Annotated in this window: 25 protein-coding genes and 1 tRNA gene; 9 read left to right on the top strand and 17 right to left on the bottom strand. The window is 57.6% G+C overall.

Annotation, left to right across the window (positions count from 1 at the left end):
• Window positions 1-4: 4 nt before the first annotated feature.
• Complete coding sequence (locus tag AC2FH8_RS10315) at window positions 5-412, bottom strand: DUF2147 domain-containing protein (RefSeq protein ID WP_496689700.1); 408 nt, start codon at window positions 410-412, stop codon at window positions 5-7.
• 134 nt (window positions 413-546) lie between these two features.
• Here AC2FH8_RS10315 and hisA point away from each other — a divergent pair, with 134 nt between their 5' ends.
• Entirely contained in the window at window positions 547-1,266 is a 720-nt protein-coding gene (gene hisA / locus AC2FH8_RS10310; protein ID WP_496689699.1) for a 1-(5-phosphoribosyl)-5-[(5-phosphoribosylamino)methylideneamino]imidazole-4-carboxamide isomerase, read from the top strand.
• 1 nt (window position 1,267) lies between these two features.
• On the opposite strand, the gene AC2FH8_RS10305 is transcribed toward hisA, so the two are convergent.
• Window positions 1,268-1,660 carry a DUF302 domain-containing protein gene (locus tag AC2FH8_RS10305; protein ID WP_496689698.1) on the bottom strand — a complete coding sequence of 131 codons (393 nt, stop codon included), beginning with the start codon at window positions 1,658-1,660 and terminating at the stop codon, window positions 1,268-1,270.
• 170 nt (window positions 1,661-1,830) lie between these two features.
• On the opposite strand from AC2FH8_RS10305, the gene hisF reads away from it, so the two are divergent.
• The 3 genes from hisF (at window position 1,831) to AC2FH8_RS10290 (ending at window position 3,534) form a co-directional block, all read left to right on the top strand.
• A complete protein-coding gene (hisF, locus tag AC2FH8_RS10300) occupies window positions 1,831-2,592 on the top strand; it encodes an imidazole glycerol phosphate synthase subunit HisF (protein WP_271949509.1) in 762 nt (253 codons plus the stop codon).
• A complete protein-coding gene (locus AC2FH8_RS10295) occupies window positions 2,589-2,906 on the top strand; it encodes a phosphoribosyl-ATP diphosphatase (protein ID WP_496689697.1) in 318 nt (105 codons plus the stop codon). The genes hisF and AC2FH8_RS10295 overlap by 4 nt, the downstream gene beginning before the upstream one ends.
• Window positions 2,907-2,967: 61 nt before the next feature.
• Complete coding sequence (locus AC2FH8_RS10290) at window positions 2,968-3,534, top strand: hypothetical protein (protein WP_496689696.1); 567 nt, start codon at window positions 2,968-2,970, stop codon at window positions 3,532-3,534.
• 4 nt (window positions 3,535-3,538) lie between these two features.
• Here AC2FH8_RS10290 and AC2FH8_RS10285 read toward each other — a convergent pair whose 3' ends face one another.
• The 4 genes from AC2FH8_RS10285 to rlmB all read right to left on the bottom strand — a co-directional run bounded on the left by AC2FH8_RS10285 (window position 3,539) and on the right by rlmB (window position 5,833).
• Window positions 3,539-4,009, bottom strand: coding sequence for a CoA-binding protein (locus tag AC2FH8_RS10285; RefSeq protein WP_496689695.1), 471 nt, complete (start codon window positions 4,007-4,009; stop codon window positions 3,539-3,541).
• Window positions 4,010-4,210: 201 nt separating this feature from the next.
• The gene (locus tag AC2FH8_RS10280) at window positions 4,211-4,657 is read right to left on the bottom strand and encodes a YHS domain-containing (seleno)protein (protein WP_271949503.1); all 447 of its coding nucleotides are present in this window, start codon (window positions 4,655-4,657) and stop codon (window positions 4,211-4,213) included.
• Between the two features lie 108 nt (window positions 4,658-4,765).
• Complete coding sequence (locus AC2FH8_RS10275; protein WP_496689706.1) at window positions 4,766-5,044, bottom strand: hypothetical protein; 279 nt, start codon at window positions 5,042-5,044, stop codon at window positions 4,766-4,768.
• Between the two features lie 15 nt (window positions 5,045-5,059).
• The gene (gene rlmB / locus AC2FH8_RS10270) at window positions 5,060-5,833 is read right to left on the bottom strand and encodes a 23S rRNA (guanosine(2251)-2'-O)-methyltransferase RlmB (RefSeq protein ID WP_142636858.1); all 774 of its coding nucleotides are present in this window, start codon (window positions 5,831-5,833) and stop codon (window positions 5,060-5,062) included.
• A gap of 116 nt (window positions 5,834-5,949) precedes the next feature.
• Here rlmB and AC2FH8_RS10265 point away from each other — a divergent pair.
• Window positions 5,950-6,033 (top strand) — tRNA-Tyr (locus AC2FH8_RS10265).
• Window positions 6,034-6,143: 110 nt separating this feature from the next.
• Here the strand turns inward: AC2FH8_RS10265 and AC2FH8_RS10260 are convergent.
• The 5 genes from AC2FH8_RS10260 to AC2FH8_RS10240 all read right to left on the bottom strand — a co-directional run bounded on the left by AC2FH8_RS10260 (window position 6,144) and on the right by AC2FH8_RS10240 (window position 11,577).
• Window positions 6,144-6,665: a DUF2478 domain-containing protein gene (locus AC2FH8_RS10260; protein WP_271949499.1), complete on the bottom strand. Its 522-nt coding sequence runs from the start codon at window positions 6,663-6,665 to the stop codon at window positions 6,144-6,146.
• Window positions 6,666-6,735: 70 nt separating this feature from the next.
• Window positions 6,736-7,401: an NnrU family protein gene (locus AC2FH8_RS10255; RefSeq protein WP_496689694.1), complete on the bottom strand. Its 666-nt coding sequence runs from the start codon at window positions 7,399-7,401 to the stop codon at window positions 6,736-6,738.
• A gap of 105 nt (window positions 7,402-7,506) precedes the next feature.
• The gene (locus AC2FH8_RS10250; protein WP_496689693.1) at window positions 7,507-9,570 is read right to left on the bottom strand and encodes an ABC transporter permease; all 2,064 of its coding nucleotides are present in this window, start codon (window positions 9,568-9,570) and stop codon (window positions 7,507-7,509) included.
• On the bottom strand, window positions 9,567-10,616 hold the full coding sequence (locus tag AC2FH8_RS10245) for a quaternary amine ABC transporter ATP-binding protein (protein WP_496689692.1): 1,050 nt from the start codon (window positions 10,614-10,616) through the stop codon (window positions 9,567-9,569). Before AC2FH8_RS10245 ends, AC2FH8_RS10250 begins: the two co-directional genes overlap by 4 nt.
• Before the next feature lie 10 nt (window positions 10,617-10,626).
• Window positions 10,627-11,577, bottom strand: coding sequence for an ABC transporter substrate-binding protein (locus tag AC2FH8_RS10240; protein ID WP_496689691.1), 951 nt, complete (start codon window positions 11,575-11,577; stop codon window positions 10,627-10,629).
• A 386-nt stretch (window positions 11,578-11,963) separates the two neighbouring features.
• Between AC2FH8_RS10240 and AC2FH8_RS10235 the strand changes: the two genes are divergently transcribed.
• Both AC2FH8_RS10235 and AC2FH8_RS10230 read left to right on the top strand, forming a co-directional pair.
• Window positions 11,964-12,626 (top strand): DNA-3-methyladenine glycosylase I, encoded by a 663-nt coding sequence (locus AC2FH8_RS10235; protein WP_496689690.1) that lies wholly within the window; start codon window positions 11,964-11,966, stop codon window positions 12,624-12,626.
• 43 nt (window positions 12,627-12,669) lie between these two features.
• Entirely contained in the window at window positions 12,670-13,356 is a 687-nt protein-coding gene (locus AC2FH8_RS10230; RefSeq protein ID WP_496689689.1) for a hypothetical protein, read from the top strand.
• 3 nt (window positions 13,357-13,359) lie between these two features.
• Here the strand turns inward: AC2FH8_RS10230 and AC2FH8_RS10225 are convergent, their stop codons facing one another.
• Window positions 13,360-13,764 (bottom strand): c-type cytochrome, encoded by a 405-nt coding sequence (locus AC2FH8_RS10225; RefSeq protein ID WP_281972748.1) that lies wholly within the window; start codon window positions 13,762-13,764, stop codon window positions 13,360-13,362.
• A gap of 91 nt (window positions 13,765-13,855) precedes the next feature.
• On the opposite strand from AC2FH8_RS10225, the gene AC2FH8_RS10220 reads away from it, so the two are divergent.
• Window positions 13,856-14,293 (top strand): DMT family transporter, encoded by a 438-nt coding sequence (locus AC2FH8_RS10220; protein ID WP_142636840.1) that lies wholly within the window; start codon window positions 13,856-13,858, stop codon window positions 14,291-14,293.
• On the opposite strand, the gene AC2FH8_RS10215 is transcribed toward AC2FH8_RS10220, so the two are convergent.
• The 3 genes from AC2FH8_RS10215 to AC2FH8_RS10205 form a co-directional block, all read right to left on the bottom strand.
• Entirely contained in the window at window positions 14,277-14,963 is a 687-nt protein-coding gene (locus AC2FH8_RS10215; protein ID WP_496689688.1) for an ABC transporter ATP-binding protein, read from the bottom strand. The two genes, AC2FH8_RS10220 and AC2FH8_RS10215, sit on opposite strands and share 17 nt — an antisense overlap.
• Window positions 14,956-16,251: a lipoprotein-releasing ABC transporter permease subunit gene (locus tag AC2FH8_RS10210; RefSeq protein WP_271949481.1), complete on the bottom strand. Its 1,296-nt coding sequence runs from the start codon at window positions 16,249-16,251 to the stop codon at window positions 14,956-14,958. Before AC2FH8_RS10210 ends, AC2FH8_RS10215 begins: the two co-directional genes overlap by 8 nt.
• Window positions 16,252-16,314: 63 nt before the next feature.
• Window positions 16,315-17,397, bottom strand: coding sequence for a hypothetical protein (locus tag AC2FH8_RS10205; protein WP_496689687.1), 1,083 nt, complete (start codon window positions 17,395-17,397; stop codon window positions 16,315-16,317).
• 247 nt (window positions 17,398-17,644) lie between these two features.
• On the opposite strand from AC2FH8_RS10205, the gene AC2FH8_RS10200 reads away from it, so the two are divergent.
• On the top strand, window positions 17,645-18,004 hold the full coding sequence (locus AC2FH8_RS10200; RefSeq protein WP_281972745.1) for a hypothetical protein: 360 nt from the start codon (window positions 17,645-17,647) through the stop codon (window positions 18,002-18,004).
• Here the strand turns inward: AC2FH8_RS10200 and AC2FH8_RS10195 are convergent.
• Window positions 18,001-18,891, bottom strand: a complete 891-nt coding sequence (locus tag AC2FH8_RS10195) for a glycosyltransferase family 2 protein (protein WP_496689686.1) — start codon at window positions 18,889-18,891, stop codon at window positions 18,001-18,003. The genes AC2FH8_RS10200 and AC2FH8_RS10195 overlap by 4 nt on opposite strands.
• Window positions 18,875-20,215 carry a proline--tRNA ligase gene (gene proS / locus AC2FH8_RS10190; protein ID WP_271949474.1) on the bottom strand — a complete coding sequence of 447 codons (1,341 nt, stop codon included), beginning with the start codon at window positions 20,213-20,215 and terminating at the stop codon, window positions 18,875-18,877. The genes AC2FH8_RS10195 and proS overlap by 17 nt, the downstream gene beginning before the upstream one ends.
• Window positions 20,216-20,295 lie beyond the last annotated feature (80 nt).

The raw sequence follows: 20,295 nt of genomic DNA, 5'->3' as shown, positions 1-20,295 counted from the left end.
GCGGTTACTGAACCCGTATCCAGTCCTGCCCGCGACACACCAATCCACCCGCAACACAACCTTTGACGGTCAGCTTGTTCTGGCTGTCCAGGGTCATTTTCGAGCTGTAGGTCTTGTCTCTGTCCGGAGCCCAGATCTTGCCCCCGCCATAGGTGCCGTCGCCATCAGGCACCATATCCCAGATGATCTGCTTGCCGAGATTTTCATATTCCAGCTGTTCATTCCCGTCTTTGTCAAAAGCGGTATCGATGGTACCGCAAATCGCGCTGCCGCATTCGGCGATCGAAACATGCAGATATCCGCCGGTGTCTCCGGGCTGGGTTTTCCAAAGACCGTCAACCGGGTCGGCCATCGCCGCTCCCGAAATCAGAGATGCCAGCCCCAAGGCTGCTGCAAAAGTTGTTTTCTTCATAAAATCCTCCCTATTTGACCAGCAGTCTGGCGCGCTGGTGGACGTGGGGCAAGATTGACTTTGCGTCGCGTTGCATCCCCTGCCCTGCCTGTGCGATATCCCGCCGGGAAAACAGCGATTCAAGGCCTGACAACATGATCCTCTATCCTGCCATCGACCTCAAAGACGGACAGGCCGTGCGCCTGCTGCGCGGAGAAATGGACAAAGCGACCGTGTTCAATGAAGACCCCGCCGCCCAGGCCCGTGCCTTTGTCGACGCGGGGTGCGAATGGCTACATCTGGTTGACCTGAACGGTGCCTTTGCCGGTGAGCCGGTCAACGCCGCCCCAGTCGAGGCAATTCTGAAGGAATGCAACGTTCCCGCCCAGCTTGGCGGCGGTATCCGCGACATGGCCACCATTGAAACCTGGATCGACAAAGGTCTGGCCCGAGTGATTCTGGGCACAATCGCGGTCGAGAACCCGGATCTGGTGCGCGAGGCGGCCAAAGCCTTTCCCGGCAAAGTTGCCGTTGGCATTGATGCCCGCAACGGCATGGTCGCGACCAAAGGCTGGGCTGAAGAGACGAATGTACAGGTCACTGATCTGGCGCGCAGCTTCGAAGACGCTGGCGTTGCTGCAATCATCTATACCGATATCAACCGCGATGGCGCGATGCAGGGCCCTAACATTGAGGCCACCGCGGACTTGGCCCGTGCCGTATCGATCCCGGTGATCGCGTCAGGCGGCGTCAGCTCATTGGATGATCTGATTGCTCTGCGTGATTGCGGTGTGGAATTGAACGGCGCGATTTCCGGTCGGGCGCTGTATGACGGCGCGATTGACCTGGCAGAGGCCATTCGCGCCCTGACCTGATTTACTGCGCGGCAGCCGCAGTCAGCTTTGCCAGCGCCGCGCGCATTTTCTCGATGATGGGAGAGTTTTCGACCGCGTCGAACTCATCCATCGTCTCTTTTGGATCTTCATAGATCAGCCAAACCTGACCGTCGGCATCTTCATACGCTTGCACCTTGAGCGGCAGGAACAGTCCGGCACGCGGGTCGATCTGCATTGCAGGCGTACCTAGCGCAGGATTGCCGAAAATCAGCACCTGATTGGGCGGGATAGGCGTTCCGACCTTTTCAGCTCCGGCGGCGTGGTCGATCCGCGCAAAAACCGTTGCACCCGCGTTGCCAATCGCCGCCTCAAGCGCGTCCAGCGCCTGGGTCACCGATTTGTCGGTCTTCATCTTGATGATATCGTCAGCCATTGCGGCAGCTGCTCCTGCGAAAATGAAAGTGGTTGCTAAAAAGAGTCTACGCATCTCATTGATCTCCTGATGAATTGGGGACAGTTTTCACAGGTTCCAGAGTTGTGACAATCACAAGTCTGGCATCGGCGGGGCTTTGCCGTTAGAGGTGCGCCAACAAAGGACGAGAGATGCTGAAAACCCGTATCATACCCTGTCTGGATGTCGCCGATGGCCGCGTTGTCAAAGGTGTTAACTTTGTTGGCTTGCGCGATGCGGGTGACCCGGTGGAATCCGCCAAGGCCTATGACGCGGCAGGCGCTGACGAGATTTGCTTTCTGGACATCCATGCCACCCATGAAAACCGGGGGACCATGTTCGATGTGGTGCAGCGCACAGCGGAACAGTGCTTTGTACCCCTGACCGTTGGCGGCGGCGTGCGGACCAAGGAAGACGTGCGCGCTCTGTTGCTGGCCGGTGCAGACAAGGTCAGCTTCAACTCGGCGGCAGTGGCAAACCCGGATGTGATCGCCCAAGCCGCCGATCAATTCGGCAGCCAGTGCATCGTCTGTGCCATCGACGCCAAGACCGTCAGCCCTGGAAAGTGGGAAATTTTCACTCATGGCGGACGCAAGCCCACCGGCATCGACGCGGTTGAGTTCGCCAAAACCGTCGTCGCCAAGGGCGCGGGTGAGATTCTGCTGACTTCGATGGATCGCGATGGTACCAAAGCCGGGTTCAACTTGCCGCTGACACGCGCCATTTCGGATGCTGTGAATGTACCAGTGATCGCCTCGGGCGGGGTTGGAACTCTGGATCATCTGGTCGAAGGCGTCACCGAAGGCGGTGCCAGCGCTGTCCTTGCCGCATCGATCTTTCACTTCGGCGAATTCACCATCCGCGAGGCCAAGGAACACATGGCTGCCGCTGGCATCCCGATGAGGCTGACATGAGCATTCTGCACGACCTGGCCCAAACGATTGAGGCCCGCAAAGGGACGGATCCTGAAGGCAGCTGGACCGCCAAGCTGTTGGCCAAGGGCCCCGAGAAATGCGCCGAGAAATTCGGCGAAGAGGCGGTTGAGGCCATCATTGAGGCGGTCAAGGGCGACCAGGCCAAGCTGACCTCAGAGGCGGCGGATGTACTGTATCACCTGCTGGTCATGCTGGCCGCGCGCGATGTGGCGCTGGATGATGTGTTGGCCGAACTGGTCCGGCGTCAGGGCACCAGCGGCATCGCGGAAAAGGCCGCGCGACCCAAGGGGTGACGCAGGTGTTGTCGATCCTTTATTCTGATCCTGACAGGTTCGCAGGTCAAAGGGCGCGCAGATGATCAGAGCTTTGGTATTTGGACTGGCGCTAGCCGTTCTGGGGTCCTGCGCAATTGCCCCGCCGTCCACCAGTGATGAAGTTCAGCGCCTGGCGTCTGAAATCCGCAACCTCGGGCCTGACATCGACCCTGAAGAGGCCAACCGCGCCGCGCGCATTGCCTATGCCTACACCGATCAACTGGCCCAGGAATATCAGATCACCGACCCGCCACTGATCCACAATGCCAAAGTCAACAAGGGCCTGAAGCCGCGCGGACTGTGTTGGCACTGGGCCGAGGATATCGAACGGCGGCTGGATCAAGAAAACTTCCGGACGCTGGAAATGCACCGCGCCATCGCTAATGCCGACAACCCGTTCCGGATCGACCACAGCACTGCAATCATTAGTCGCAAAGGCGAGACAATGTATGACGGTGTTGTGCTGGACCCCTGGCGCTATGGCGGCGTGCTGTACTGGACGCCCTTACCACAAGACACGCGCTATGACTGGGTTCCGCGCGAAGTGGTTCTGGAAAAGCGGCGTTTGGAACAATTCGGCGAACTGCAACCATATCTCGGTGAATAACCGCTCAGAGTTTCGACGAAATCATTCCGGTGGCAAAACCACCCATGCGCAATTCGCCAAACAAACGCTGATATTCGATCTTCGGGCAGCGGTTCATCACGACATCCACCCCGCGCACCTGCGCTGTAGCCGCAGCCGTGGCATGTTCTATTCCAATCTGCATCCAGATTGTGCGCAGATTGGGAAACGCCTCAAGCGCCTCGTCCACTATGGGTGGTACAGCTTCGGATCGGCGAAAGATATCGACCATGTCTACCGGTTCGGAAATCTCGGATAGCGACGCACGGATTGTCTGGCCAAACAGCATCTTGCCCGCATGGCCGGGGTTAACAGGGATCACTTTGTATCCCCTGAGTGACAAATACCGCGCCACATAATAGCTGGGTCGCACCGGATTCATCGACACGCCCGCCACCGCAATGGTTTTGGTACGCTTTAGAATCCGGGTCAGGAAATCATCGGAATATTCAGTCATTTGCGCACCCTAGTCGCCCTTTCCAAAAGAAAAAAGCGCCCAGGAATACCTGAGCGCCAGTTGTTGGAACGAGGGACAGTGAAATGACCCGCGGCAGTTCCGTTCCGCGGTCACTGTGACATTTAAGCATGAGATCAGAGAAAAAAAGAGGTAGCGCGCAATTTTGTGATGACAGATCAGAAAAAAACGGCCGCCGCCCTGTTATTCATACAGAACGCTTGGCCAATGCGCTTCGGCCTCGCGGATATAAGCTGCGGTATCGCGTTGCCAGATGCGCTCGATTTCTGGCGAGTGGGTTAGATATAGCCGACCGTCAATCACCTGCCAAATAGTCGGATCGGTGCTGACAAGCTCTCCTTGCGCCATTGCAAAGGCGCAGTACCCGCCGAACTGAGGTGCATAGGCACGCGGATTCATCTCAAACGCATCCCGATTCTCAGCGGTGGCAAAGTGCCATTCAGCGCCTTTCCACATAACCGCATATTCAGGCTGACCCCGAACAGGCGTTTCGCCATTGAAATAGGACACCGCATCATATCCGGCCATAGCTGCACCGTCCGTCCGATAGAAGACGGGCAGATCCTGCGCAAACGCAGGAAGAGCAATCACACAGGCGGCAATCGCGCCAAAAAGGAAACGTCTGTTCATGGTCATCGGATCACAAATAGAAACTCAGGGTATCAAGATGCAATTTATTATCGCAACTGAAACCCCTTTTAACGCGCTTGTGAACATTCGAACCGTCAACGCCAGCCTTTAGTCGAAAATGTCCTCGATCACATCCCAGGCTTCATCCAGCACCCGTGAGAAAACGCCTTTTTTCTTCTTCTTTTTGCTCTTGTAGGGACGATCCTGCTTGGCTGTTTGACGGTTCGCCTTGGCATCTTCCAGTTTGCGCTTTGGCATCATCTTGAGGTTATGCAGCGGGGCACCGCAGCTTGAACAACTGAGCTCTTGGCGCTGCGTGCCTTTTAGAACAAGCGCTGCCCGGGTCCCACAGTAACAGCAGGTCGCAATTTTGGATGGCGTGGAAATGGCGTTCTCCTGTCGTTATCTTTGCCTAGAAGCATATAGGGCAATCGCCGCCGCATTTGAGACATTGAGGGAACCAAACCCGCCCACAGCGTCAATTTTGACCAACTTGTCGACGGTTTCTTTGGTTTTTTGCCTCAGGCCCGGTCCCTCTGCGCCTAACACCAATGCCACTGGCTGGTCCGGGTTACCTCCCAAGGCGGCCTCGATCGTGTCGTCCGCCTCGCCGTCCAGTCCTAGGACCAGAAACCCCATTCCCTGCAACTCGACAATGGCATCAGCCAGGTTACGCACCCGCAGATAGGGTTGACGTTCCAGTGCGCCGCTGGCGGTCTTGGCCAGCGCGCCAGTTTCCGGCGCCGCGTGATGGCGCATACCGACAACAGCGCTGGCTCCAAGAACCTCAGCTGACCGTAGAATCGCTCCGACATTATGGGGGTCGGTTACGCGGTCTAACAAAATGACGCGCGGGTGTTCGCGCCCGATGCAGTTTTCCGCCAGACCACCCCATTCCAAAGGCTTAACCTCAAGGGCCGCGCCCTGATGAACCGACCCCGGGTCGATCGGAGCGGTAAATTTGCGTGGATCAACCATCTCGGGCTCAATACCTGCAAATTCAATGGCTTCCACCAGCTTGTCCCGCGCATTCCGTGTCACAATCAGGTGCAATTTTGTGCGGTTTGGGTTCATCAGCGCATCCCGCACTGCATGCAGACCAAACAGCCAAACAGTTTCGGATGCGGCAGCTTTGCGCGCCTGTTCTTTTTCGACGACCCACTTGGGTTTCTTCATTTCTTTGGCCTCCGGGCCGCGAATTCGGTTTCCTGCGTCAAAGCAGTATTTTCCTGTTGACGCTCCTTTAGAGCGCTAGTAATCACGCCTCCACGTCAGGTGCAACGCCTGACAGTGGGCGACAGGCCGCAAGGTGTGGCAGGGGACTGTAACTCCCTCGCGGAGACGCACGCCTGGTTCGATTCCAGGGTCGCCCACCATTTTCTTCCAGACATCTAGCAAGCTTTACCAGCGCGGGTGATGGATGGCTGATCACACCGCACCATGCAGAAATTGGCAGGACCAATGGCCCCGCCTTATGACCGTTCTGTCAGGCGGCAGCTTCACGTTGCGCAGTGACCCGGTCAAACCAGGCCAAGATCGCCTCAAGGTCGGGCTCAATCTGCTCGGCACCGCCGCCCGTAAATTCTTCGAATTTGGCCGTGTTCAAACCGTTCACCCCGACAAGAACCGGAATGTCCTGCGCCAGTGCTTCAGCGATGACCGGGCGAAAACCGCGCCCATCCGCCTCGTGCTTGCCGAACTTGTTAACGATCAGCAAATGGGGATTCTCTGCCAGCGATGCCGTCACATATCCAACTGCCCGCTCAAGTGCAGCAGGGTCCAGACGGCAGCCGCGCGACTGAGTACCCAAAGACTGCGAAATCCGGATGGTCTCGCCCTCGGGCAGGACACGGACGTCCATGTCGCACTTGCTGCTGTCGGCGCATTCGGTGTTGGTTTGCACCACACCCGCCAACTGCGCATCTACCGCCAAAAGGCGATCCGCAGCCGCGCTCAGCAGACGGTCAGTTGCACCGCGGTCGGTGGTCGTAACATAGGCGAGGTACATGCAAATCCCCTTGTCGCAACAATTCGAAACATCAAATAGCACGCACGACCCGCCCCGACCACCACTCAGCTTATGGCAGCGGAGACAATCCGATCACCGGTTCGTGTAGGTGAAGCAGGATTGCAAATGCCGCCAGCGCTACAAACCCGATCCAAACAGGCGGCCAAGGGCGTGGCGCACGCAAAGAAAACCTTGCAGTGTTGCGCGATAGCCGACCCCATTCAGCACCCATCTGACGGGACTTGCGTCGATCAATCAGCGGCAGCCCCATCGCAGCAAATACCGCAAACAAACCGAACAAAATCACGTGGGACAGGCTACCATTGGCCAGCAGATGAGCGACAGCCCACACCAACAGCGCCACCAAAACCGGGTGGCGCGTGGTGCGCAGAATGCCGGGCTTTTCCGGATCGAACGGGCGCTGGCCCAGGCCACCAAATGAAAACAGGTTCTGGATCGTCAAGCCCGCAACCGCGAGCCAGCACACAACGGGCATCATCAGAACGGGAATCCAGCGGAATATCCAAATGGGTGGGATCACCTCGACATACGGGGCTTGCGCTGCAGCGATGATCAACCAACCCAGAACCAGCAGAGACAAGATGGAATAAGCCACGAAATACCCGCGCCGTCCGAACGTAGTGATCAGACGATCGCGCACAGCGGGGCGCGCTGGTATCGCATGGGTCGCCAGAAACGCTATCAGTGCAGCAAAGAATAGGGGCCAGCCTGCCATGGTAGTCTCCGATCATTTGCGCCAGGTTTAATCACCGGCGCCGGAACGTCCTTGCCCGAAATCAAATGAGGCAGAGAGGCGGTTGTTCCGCCTTTCTGCCGATGTTTACAGGCCCAGCGCCTTGCGACGTTCCTCGGCAAAGCCCTGCACGATGCGGTCAGCTATCAGCGCAAGGATAGCCATCGCCGCCCCTGCTGAAATCCCCAACCCCACATCCGCCTGGCCCAGCGCCAGGTAGATCGACTGGCCCAGACCGGTGGTTCCGATCAGCGCAGCGATCACCAGCATGGCAAAGGCGTAAAGGATGGTCTGGTTCAGACCCAGTAAGATAGTCGGCGCAGCATAAGGCGCGCGCACGTCACGCATGATCTGCCACTCGGTCGCGCCACTAGAGATGGCGGCCTCCATCATCTCATCCGGTGTGTTGACCAGCCCGTGCCGTGTGTAGCGGATCATCGGAACAACGGCATAGGCGCAGATTGCCAGAAAGGCCGAAAACTCGCCGATCTGAAACACCATCAGCACAGGAATCAGGAACACGAACAGTGGGATCGTCTGCAACATGTCACAGACGGGGCGGACCACCTTCCAAACAGGCAACCAGACCGCACTGGCAAGACCAATCACACCACCGACTACGGCACAAGAAAACACCGCAGCACCGCTCAGATACAGCGATAACAGCGCGCGTTCCCACAGGCCCGAGACAAGAATGGTACAGAGCAATCCGACCGAAAGCGCCGCCAATCGCCAGCCCCCTGCCACCCACCCCAACGCGGCGGCGGCAGTCAGAACGAAAGGCCAGGGCAGATTGGCAATGCCGGTTTCCAGCATCCCGATCAGGATCAGCATCACAAGCCCGCCGGTCAGGTGTCCGCGCCATGCCATTAGCACAGCAATCGCTGCGGCGGCGGCGAACAGGCCATAGCTCATCACGGGCGTCCACTGAAAACCCCATGTGAACGGCAGCACGGCCTGGTCCAAACCAATCCGAAGCGGCAGCAGCACATAGAACAAAGAGTTGTTCTTGAGCGCGTCAAGCCACGGTCCATTAGCCTGGGTAAACGCCGTCAGCCCGCCGTCAATCACCCCGGCCAGCGGGTCGAGAATGGTCAGTTCGGACGGGTTCGGCAGCCTGGTCCAAAAGGCAGCGGTGAACAGCACGGCAACGCCAATTACTGCCCAGGCGACACGCTGGTCATAGCGTTTACGTTCGGTCGCCAGCGTCCCGCTCATCCGGTCGATGACGACGGCAAAGACCACGATCACCAGACCGGCCATCAAGGCTTCGCCGAACTGTGCCTTGCGCATGGTCAGAAGAACCTCCCAACCGATATCGTTGAAGCCGCCAATGACGGCTGCGATGATAACCATCGACAGCGCAGCCATTAGGCACTGGTTCACACCGACCATGATCTGCGTGGCTGCAGCCGGGATCTCGACCTGAAACAGCTGTTGAAACCGCGTGCCGCCGGACATGATGGCAGCCTCTTTGATTTCCGGTTCGACCCGCTCCAGCCCCAACATCACGTTGCGCGCCATCGGAGGGGCCGCATAGATGGCCGAGGCGATCAGCCCAACCACAGGACCGAAACCAAACAGCAGCAGCAGCGGCGTCAGATAAGCGAATGTCGGCACGGTCTGCATCACGTCCAGCACGGCCTGCACAAATGACTTCACGCGCGGAACTTCGTTGGCAAGGATACCGATAGCTCCGCCCATGATCAGCGCAACCGGCACGGAAACGGCCACTAACGCTAGGGTGTTCATACTTTCGGCCCAATAGCCCGATGCCAACACAAAGCTAAGGCCCACAAAGCCCAGCGCCGCCATCGGCAAGCCGCCCAGATACCAACCCAGCGCAGTCACCAGACCGATCAGGATGGGCCATGGCGTATTGCCGAGAACAAAGTTGGCCCAGTTCATGGGATAGGCCATGAGATCGGAAAACAGCCGCGCCACCGGTTTGATCCCGTTCAGGAACCAGTCCAGAAACGTGCCGATCCATTGCGTTGCAGGCAGTTCCCAGCCTGCGGGCCATTTGACCAGCCAGGGCGCGACGCCTTCCAGCGCCAGACACAACGCACCGACGATCACTGTGATCAGTGCGGCGCGCGCGCCAATGCTCAGGCGCGCCTGCGGCACAGAAACTTCCGTCGCTACAGTCATGTTTCATCAACCTGCAGGGCGGCGGCCAGATCGGACGGATGAACCGTTCCGACGATGTTACCATCGGCATCCCTGACGGGCACCGGTTCATATAACTCCATGCAATGCGCCAATGCAGCGTCCAATGTCATCGAGGTTGTCAGGCCAGGGTCATCTGGTCCCCGCTCTCCGTCTTGGCGCATGACCGATGCGACCTTGGCATGCTGACCCTTGGCGACATCCTTTGAAAACTCTCGCACGTAATCATCCACCGGGCGCAGTACGATATCGGTGGGTGTACCGATCTGGACTATCTTGCCGTCGCGCATGATGGCAATCCGGTCGGCCAGTTTCAGCGCCTCTTGAATATCGTGGGTGATGAAGACGATGGATTTCTGCAACGTCGCCTGAATGCGCAGGAATTCATCCTGCAACTGACGGCGGATCAAGGGATCGAGGGCCGAGAACGGTTCGTCCAAAAACCAGATATCGGGGTTCACGGCCAGAGACCGGGCAATCCCGACACGCTGCCGCTGACCACCCGAGAGCTGACGCGGGAAGCTGTCTTCGCGCCCTTCCAGCCCGACCAACGAGATCACCTCCTGCGCGCGGGCCATCCGCTCTTTGCGGCTAACACCCTGAACACGCAGCGGATAGGCGACGTTTTCAGCAACGGTCATATGCGGGAACAGGCCGAAATGCTGAAATACCATGCCCAGCTTTTTGCGGCGCAGCTCGGTCATGGCTTTCTTTGACGCGCCGATGACGTTCTCGCCATCCACACGGATTTCGCCACCCGTGCCCGGCAAAAGCTGCGAGATACAGCGGATCAAAGTGGACTTGCCCGAACCGGACAGGCCCATGATCACAAACAGCTCGCCCTCCTTGACCTCGAAATTGGCATCCTGAACGGCGGGGATGAACCCGTTTTCCCGCAGATCGGCAGCGGCTTTGTCAGCGTCATTCCCTGACCGAGACAGCGCGTCGGTCAGGGCTTTGTCAGCGCCGGGGCCAAACACCTGCCAGAGATTCTGGCAGGCGATGGCTGGCGAATTTACGTCAGTCACTGATGTCAGCTCACTGCGTAGCCGCGTCAACAACAGGGCGCCATTTGCCTTCGTTTTCAGCCATCCAAGCGGCGACGACCACTTCGACGGAACCACCATCAACGTCGATCGCACCCATCATCGGCTGCTGATCTTCGACCGCCAGCTGATAGTTGGTCAGGATTTCATAGGCTGCGGGCCATTTGTCTTCCATGCCGCTCCAACCCGCCTTGAAGATGCGCGACGGCGAGAAATCGCAATCATTCACAGCGTTCGGGTTCGGGCCCCAAGCGGGATCGGTGAAACAGGCGTCTTCCCCGGCTGGCAGTTCGACGAATTGCACATCATAGGCCGACATGGCCCAATGCGGCTGCCAGAAGGTGATCAGCAGCGGCGAGTTGCGCTCGGTCGAAGCCCGAAGCTCGGCTATCAAAGCCCCCTCGGAACCTGCGGGAACCGCTTTGAACGGCAGATCCAGGCCCACCATACGGTCAGCGCCGGGCGTACCCCAATCAGCCGGGTAATCGACCAGACGGCCCCCGGGCAGTGTTTCGGCCGTCGCAAATACCTGTGCGCAGTCCTTCAGCGCTTCCCATGCGGGCAGGCCGGGACACAGATCAGCCACATGCGCGGGATAGGCGATGCCTTCTTTGGCGTCGAGGCCCAGATCGCCGATTTCAACGACGGTGCCTTCGTCGATCTTCTTGGCATATTCATCCGATACGTTGGACGACCAGATTTCCAGGGTCGCGTCGATGTCACCATCGGCCAGCGCCTGGAACTGATTCATCATGCCTGCGGTCACATATTCCACATTGTACCCGGCAGCTTTCAGCATCTCACCCGCGACATGGGTGGTCACGTGCTGGCCAGTCCATTCGTTGATCGCCAGTTTGATCGGCTGATCCACGGCCCCCATCTCGGCGGCATAGGCAGAGCCTGCAACGGTCAGCGCCATCAGGCTTACACTCAGTTTTTTCATTGATTTTCTCCCTGCAATATTCGTTTTGCCCGGTCCGGCGCGCTGTTACGCGCCAGTCGGCTTGTCATGTGACAAATCCATGTCGCAACATGCACAAAAACTGGCGAAGAAGGGAAGCAGACAGTTCGGCGCGGCACGGAATAACTCGCCCCTTTGCCCCAGTGTTTCCCCTCTTTCAGCATCATGCTAGGCGCCCGCGCCCACTGCATTTCCCCAGCATTGCGGTGCGGATATTGATTGACGAGTCAATCACAAACCAGAATCACCCACTTTGTCGAGCATTTCTTTTGGGCTTGGGATGTTTTTTTACCTTGGCAGGCATGTGTCCCGGGCCACCTTGCAACACCGACCGCAAAACGCGACGCTAGGTTTGGAGGATTCTGCAGATGCGCCATTTCGACGAGATTTTCGCCATAGCCGCCAGCCGTCACGGCGGGACAGATGCCCTGAGCAACAAGCTTTCCAAACCCAAAAGCCCTGCGGAACTGGCTGAAATGCCCGAAGATCGCTGGCTGTCGATTATCACGAAATGCATCTTTCAGGCCGGGTTTAACTGGAAGGTCATCGAAAACAAATGGGACGGGTTCGAAACCGCTTTTGACGGGTTCGACATTGGACGCTGCGCCTTTATGGACGACGAAAAATTCGATGCTCTGCTGCAGGACACTCGGGTCGTGCGCAATGGCACCAAGATCGCCACGGTCCGCGACAATGCTGCTTTTTTGCTGGAACTGCGCCAAGAAGGTGGCGTCGGAATGATTCTGGGAGGGTGGCCTTCGGATGACTATGTCGGTTTGCTGAACATGCTGAGCAAGCGAGGGTCGCGCCTGGGTGGCGCATCGGCGCAATATGCGATGCGATTTGCGGGGCGTGACAGTTTCATCCTGTCGCAGGATGTGACCGCACGGCTGGTGGCCGAGGGCGTGGTCGATAAGCCGCCGACATCGAAAAAGGCGATGGCCTCGGTTCAAGCGGCATTCAACACATGGATGGAACAGTCCGGGCGATCTCTGACGGAAATCAGCCGCGTCCTAGCAATGAGCCTGTAAAAAACCATTTGCACACGAGTGCTGCCAGAATAGATTTTTTGTCATGTTGCGCCTCATTTTGATGACGTCCCTTTTGGTACTCACCGCTTGCGGTCGCCCCCTGACTGATCAGGAGGCTGCTTTTACCCGCACACTTCAGGGTGATACGCTGAAACTCAACAAAGTGCGGTTGGTCGAAGGCGCACCAGTTGCGCCAATAACTTTCTATCGTAAAGATCGGTCACGCCTTGCCTGCCGCGAGCGCATTTTTCCCGCCCCGAAAGAAGGTGTCGTCACCGCAAAACCCGCGGCAGTGGCCCTGTTCAACAAGGTCTATTTCACGCGTGACTGGTATCTGGACGATTACATGTCCGAATTCCCGGATCGGATGAACCTGATCGCGGCGATGTTGCTGGGTCATGAACTGACCCATGTGTGGCAATGGCAAAACCGCAAGAAGACCGGCTATCATCCGCTGCGCGCCGCAGCCGAGCATGGCGGGAATAACGACCCCTATCAATTCGATCTGGAGAACTCACCAGATTTCCTTTCCTACGGGTTCGAACAGCAGGGCGCCATTGTCGAGGAATACATTTGTTGCCGGGCGCTGGATCCTTCGGCACCCCGCACCAGACGTCTGCACGAGATGCTGGGCGCACATTTCGATCTGGCTCCGCTACGTGGTGACAAGCGTGAAAGCGCAGTGGTCATCCCCTGGGCCGATGCCGAGATCAAAGGAATCTGTCGGTAACGTTCAGTTGGCCTGCAGCGTCTGCAGATAAGCCACCAGATCCACGATCGGCTGGCTGGTCAGGATCGGCTGCCCATCTGGTGTTTTCATCGCCGTATCCTGCCCTTCGAAATACGGTCCATAGACTGGCATCGGGCTGCCATGGCTGACCAGCGGGTCTCGTCCATCTATGCGCGCCACAACACGAGCGGTCGGGAATACCCCTTCGCTGCTTGCAAGCCGCGTCAGGTCAGTTGGCTGAATAACAAGGACGCCTGCCATTGGACCATATCCCGTCGCGTCGATCCCGTGGCAGGTTGCACAATAATGCTGGTACAGCTCGGCGCCGGTATCTGTATCCTGCGCGCTGACCTGAGACGCCGTCACAAACGCCGCTATCGATAGCGCCCCCATTGCCTGTCTGATCATCACATCCTCCTGTCAGATTTGACATTTTCAGGCTTGCCCGTGCCTGGGCTTGGCGCAATGATCCAGATCAACGAGGCAATAGGAAAACCGCATGACACAATATGCTGCTATTATGCTTGTGGCTGGAATTGGGGTCCCGATCCTTGCCGCGTTGAATGCCGCATTGGGCAAATTGATCGGGTCGCCAACAACAGCGGCTGTGGTCCTGTTTGCGATAGCCTTTGCATCAAGTGCAGCGTTGATGGTGGTTTTTCCCGGCTTTGGAGCCCTTTCAAAAATTGCCGATGCCCCCAAGCACCTGCTTCTGGCCGGTGTGCTTGTCGCCTTTTACGTTCTGTCGATCACCCATGTTGCGCCACATTTTGGGGTCGGCAACGCGGTGTTCTTTGTCCTTCTTGGGCAACTCGTCAGCACTGCAGCCATCGACCACTTCGGCTTGTTTGGCGCGCAGGTCACCCCGCTGACATGGATTCGCGCAAGCGGTATCGCAGTGATGGCTGCAGGCGTTGCCATCACTCAACTGGCCTAAGCGCGCCTCCGTCCAGCCTCAGTGTTCGGTCCATCCGGGCGGCAAGCTGCATGTTATGTGTGGCGATCAGAGCCGAGAGCCCCTCGTCCCGCACCAAAGCCATCAATGCGTCAAAAACCTGATCCGAGGTTTCAGGGTCCAAATTACCTGTCGGCTCATCCGCAAGAAGAACCCGAGGTTTGTTGGCCAATGCGCGGCAGAAGGCCACGCGTTGCTGCTCACCACCAGACAGGGCGGCCGGCCGGTGATCGGCGCGCGCGGCGACGCCGACATGATCCAGAAGGGACATCGCCCGTTCCTGGGCTGCCCTTTCGGACACGCCATTGGCCAGCTGCGGGAGGGTAATATTCTCCAACGCGGTGAATTCTGGCAACAGATGGTGAAACTGGTAGACAAAGCCGACATCCTGCCGCCGCAACGCAGTTCGCGTGCGATCACCTTTCCCGGTCACGTTCTGGCCTGCAATCTCAACCGATCCTGTGTCGGGTGTGTCCAACAATCCGGCAATATGCAACAGCGTCGACTTACCGGCACCAGAGGGCGCCACAAGAGCCACGGCCTCGCCCGCTCGCAGGTCCAAATCGACACCGCGCAACACCTGAACTTCGCCCGGCGTGCCTTTGAGGTAAGTCTTGGTCAGACCGGCCAATCGCATCATTACATCACTCATAGCGCAGCGCCTCAACAGGGTTCAGCCGCGCCGCGCGACGGGCGGGGAAATAGGTGACCAGGAAGGACAAGCCCAGAGATAGGCCAACGGCCTTGAGCACATCCGAAAGATGCAGCTCGGCAGGCAGCGCATAGATGCCGCGGATGGACGGATCCCAAACCCCGCCCCCCATCACAAAGTTCACAAAACTGAAGATTGGGTCGATATAGATTGCAAAGAGACAGCCCAGCACCACGCCCAACGCAGTGCCGATGATCCCGGTAAACGCGCCGCAGATAAAGAACACGCGCAGGATCGAGCCTTCGCTCAGCCCGATGGTGCGTAGGATGCCGATGTCTCGGCCCTTGTTTTTCACCAGCATGATCAGACCCGAGACGATGTTCATCGCCGCGATCAGAACCAGGATCGACAGGATGATGAACATGACGTTGTCTTCCACCTCAAGCGCACGCAGGAACCCGCCCGAGGCATCCTGCCATGTCCAGATCTGACTGCGCTCACCTGCGGCCTCAAGGATGGGGATCAGGATCGGCGTCAGTTCTTCGGGGCGGTCAACCATAACTTCGATCTCATCAGCCACACCCTCGCGGTTGAAAAAACCCTGCGCCTGTTCGAAGGGCATATAGACCCGCGTCCGGTCGATGTCATAACGCCCAGCAGAAAACACATAAACCACCTGGTAGGCATTCACTCGGGGAGAGGTGCCAAACGCGGTCTTCACCCCATTGGGCGAGGTCAGCTTGATGGTATCGCCCACCGTCGCCCCGATGCTGCGCGCGACGCCTGAACCTATGGCAATGACGTCCTGGCCGTTCTGAAACATCGACAGATCACCAACCGCCTGTTCGCTTTCGGCGACACCGGGCAGTTCCAGCAAATCTTCGGGCTGGATGCCAAATACCTCAACCCCGCTGCTGCGGTCGCGATTGGTGATCAGAACCTGACCTTTCACCAAAGGTGCTGCACGCTGAACGCCCGGAACCTGAGCGATCCGGTCGGCCATGTCCGTATAATCCGCAATAGTGCGATCGACCTGCCCCTGCGCAGTGAACTCACCCGATGAATACACGGTCACATGGGCGTTAGCCCCCAGAATGGTTCCGACAAATTCGGACCGGAAACCGGACCTGACGGCCAATGTGGCGATCAGCGCAAACACTGCCAGGGTAATCCCGATCAGCGAAATCCATGTCATCACGCTGACGCCACCTTCAGCACGGCGCGCACGCAGGTATCGCCAAGCGATTTTCCACTCAAAAAGCGCAAATGGCGGTGGTGTCTTGGCCATGTCTGCTCCGCTGGTTTTGTTTTGTGGCGACCCTCTCGGCAATTCGACCGGGGGTCAAGCCGGTTATCCGCCCACTTCGACTTGCCCCGTCAAAGCAGCGGTTCTGTTCAAGGCGGCCTCGGCGATGGAACGATCGCAGATACCGCGGCTTTCCAGCTCGTGAAACACCCGGTTTCGAATGTCGGCGGGCAGCTTGTAAAGCGCTCTGTTATGCAAGCCTAGGGTCAAAGTTTCCGGATCGTCGAGGCGGGAAAGCTCATCGGTCAGTTTCTGCGCCGAGAAGGATGGCCACAGCCCTATGCTGGTGTTTCCCGAGGGTTCGAACCAAGGCGCAAAACCGGCTTCGGATTTCAGACAAAATGCATTCAACAACATAAACTCAGACGGGCGCCTGCGAGAGGCAAATAGCGACTGAACCGATCCGTGGCGCGCATTTATCTCTTGCAGCAGATCCAGGATCAGCGACCGGCGCACAGGATAAGGCGTTGCGAAATTTGTTGTCTGTATACCGTCCGTTTCCGGGATCGACGCGCCCAGCGCATCAAAGCTCTGTTCCAGCCAGCGTCTATGATAATCGCTGTTCACACCGATAAACGGAATCCGCGCCGCACCACTGTCCGAGAAAAACTCGGCCTCCTGAAAGGGGCGCAGAAACAGGTTCTTGGTGTCCAGTATTACAATGTTTTCTGTCAAGGCAGCCCGAGCAGATCCCAATTTCAAAACTTGCTGTGTCCGGTATCCGTTGTTGCCACGCCATCCACCCTTGCGCGCGCCCGGAATGCGGTATCGGTTTTCGACCAATATCCTGTCCGAGATCGACCGGCGCGCGCATTGCCCAGGAGCCAGCAAAACGTCATCGCCGCTCAGGACTTCAACTTTGGGTCGCAACGGACCGTAAGAAGCCAAAATCGGTTCCACCATCGCGCGCAGTGCCGGTTCGCCCACATCGTTCATGATCACCCGGATCGAGCCGACCTGATCAGGGTCAACAAATCGGGCAAAAGACAATGCCTGCAATTCAAGCAAGGGGAAGTCTTTGGAATAGACGACGGTTGTGAAGCTCAGCAAACCGTGGATCCTTTTGTGATTTTCGGCCCGTGTATCAGCAAATTCCAGGTGATCCAATTCCGCAAGAAATTCAACCATCGGCGAATCAGGTCGGGGTTTTTCAAAATACGGATGATTTCCACATGCGGCATTATACCCTTGGTTGTGAAGCCCTTCACAGACAGCACCGCATTGTTTCAGCTATGAAGTCAATGTGAGCATTCAGGGTGAAACTGCACTCAAAATGCAACATTTTAGGCGCAATATTATTTCGCTTTTTGATTATTTAAAGAAACTTTGTCACCCTACTTTGTGGGGGAATTCATTTCCAGAGCGGGGGTCGCTCATGAATATTCGTACTGAAACAGAACAACCGGGCGCAATTTCGGCCCGGAAACTATCTACAGAAATTGATTGCGAGACCGCAGCACTGCTGCGCGCGGCGATACGCCCGATATTTTCCGGTGCCGCAAGCTGGGGCAATCTGACGGATATCCTGAAAGATAAAGGGTACCATTTGGCGTTTCGACAGGGGCGGTTATGTATCACCGATCGCATGACTGGCGACCGTGTTTGCGGAATACGCTTTCTGGGGTTCGAATTTAAGGACCTGGTCAATCGCTTGGGCCGTCCGATCGTTGTTCCACGCGGATCCGAGGCTGATGGCGATCTGCTATCCGTCCGACCGACTGCGGCAGGCCACTAATAGCGCCGCCAAAACTGTACGGATCGGCGGGCCGTTTTCCATAGGCTATGGCGTGCCGCCAGTTTGATCCCGACCGGGGTATCTGGGCGCCGCAGTAATTCGATCATCAGATTGGCAGGCATGTGTCCGCGGCGGTAGAACCGGAAGAAATCCTGTTGGGTCAGGGTCCGCGCTGCATTGAAACCTGAATAGAATTGAACCCAGACGCAGGCATAATCCTCGGCGGTTTTGACAATGTCGCTGGTTACGCCCCTGCCCCAGAACATGGAAACAGGCTCAACCGTGCGCTCTCCCTGATATCCGGCAGCGACAAGCCTCAGCATCAGGTCATAATCCGCAGCCACCCGAAACTGCGTGTCATGCCCGCCAAGCGCCTGAAACACATCCCGCCGCAGCAACACCGAATTATGGCAGAACGGCATCCGCTGCAGGATCGCTTTGAGCGACATGCGCTTTTCCCGACTTTCCGAACCGTCCTCGTATTTGCGCAGGGTCGAGCCATACAGGAAATCCGGTCGAGATTCCGCAAGCCGGTCGGCAAGGGTGTTCAAAATGCCATCCGATGCCAACGAGTCATCCGAGTTCAGGAACAGCAGATATTCACCCTGTGCAGCCTCGGCGCCTTTGTTCATGGCATCATACAGGCCAGTATCAGGCGCGCTGATCACGCGCGTTCGTGGTGCACCTGCCGTCAGCTCTTCCAGAAACGCCACCGTGCCGTCATCCGATGCGCCATCCTGAATGATATGTTCGGCCCGGTCGCAACTCTGCCGGGCCATACAGGCTATGACTTCGCGGAAACTGTCCTGCCGCCCTTGGGACAGTAGGTTATATGTCGCCGTGATGACCGAGATCAGCGGCGTGTCGGTTTCAGGCAATGCGCTCATAGATCTCGGCGATCTTGGTGACGGCGGCTTCGGGGCTCAACTCTTCGCTTTCGCCTGTGCGGCGGCAAGTCAGTTCCACCACACCGTTCTTCAGGCCGCGCGGGCCGACCGTGATCCGCCAAGGCAGGCCGATCAAATCCATCGTGGCGAATTTACCGCCTGCCCGTTCGTTACGGTCATCATAAAGTGGCTCCAACCCCAGCACGGTCAGCGCGGCATAGAGTTTTTCACAGGCTGCGTCCGCTTCGTCATCGCCTTGTTTCAGGTTCACGATACCGCAATGGAACGGGGTCACGCCCTCTGGCCAGATGATGCCCTTGTCGTCATGGCTGGCTTCAATGATCGCGCCAACCAAGCGGCTGACACCGATGCCGTGGCTACCCATATGGACCGGAACCGGTTTGCCATCGGGGCCTTGAACGGTTGCCCCAAGGGGTTCGGAATATTTTGTGCCGAAATAGAAGATCTGGCCAACTTCGATCCCGCGCGCCACACGGCGCCGATCTTCCGGCACCTGATTGAACAGCGCCTCGTCATGCGTCTCGTCGGTGCGGGCGTATTTTGAAGTGAACTCTTCCAGAATGGACTGACATTGACCACGGTCGTCATAGTCAATCTGACGGTCGCCAAAAGTCAGGTCGGTGACGGCGCTGTCATAGAATACCTCAGACTCGCCGGTTTCAGCCAAAACCAGGAATTCATGCGTATCGTCGCCACCGATTGGGCCGGAATCGGCGCGCATCGGGATCGCCTGCAAGCCCATGCGCTCATAGGTGCGCAGATATGTAACCAGGTGGCGGTTATAGGCGTGCAGCGCATCCTCTTTGGTCAAGTCGAAATTATAACCGTCCTTCATATAGAACTCGCGGCCCCGCATCACGCCGAAACGCGGACGGATTTCATCGCGGAATTTCCACTGGATCTGATAGAGCGTCAGCGGCAGGTCCTTGTAGCTACTGACATGACCCCGAAAAATGTCGGTCACCAGTTCCTCGGCAGTCGGGGTAAAAAGCATGTCCCGGTCATGCCGGTCTTTCATGCGCAACATTTCCTGGCCGTAGTCGTCATAACGTCCGGATTCGCGCCACAGATCTGCCGATTGCATGACAGGCATCTGAATGGCGATGTGACCCGCCCGCGCCTGTTCTTCGTGCACGATGTTTTCCAGCTTGCGCAGAACTTTGAACCCCAGCGGGAGCCAGGAATAGATCCCAGCAGCGGCCTGCTTGATCATGCCCGCGCGCAGCATCAGCCGGTGGCTGACGATCTGAGCCTCGGAGGGGTTTTCCTTGAGAACGGGCAGAAAGTAACGGCTGAGGCGCATGGCTTGACCTTTAGAGGTAAAATTCGACTTCAAAGGTGATTATGCCAAAGCCCCGCCGGGGGCAATCACGCATTGGGGTT

The organism is Ruegeria sp. CDSC025, from assembly GCF_059610805.1.
This window is presented reverse-complemented; position numbering and strand designations above follow the sequence as displayed.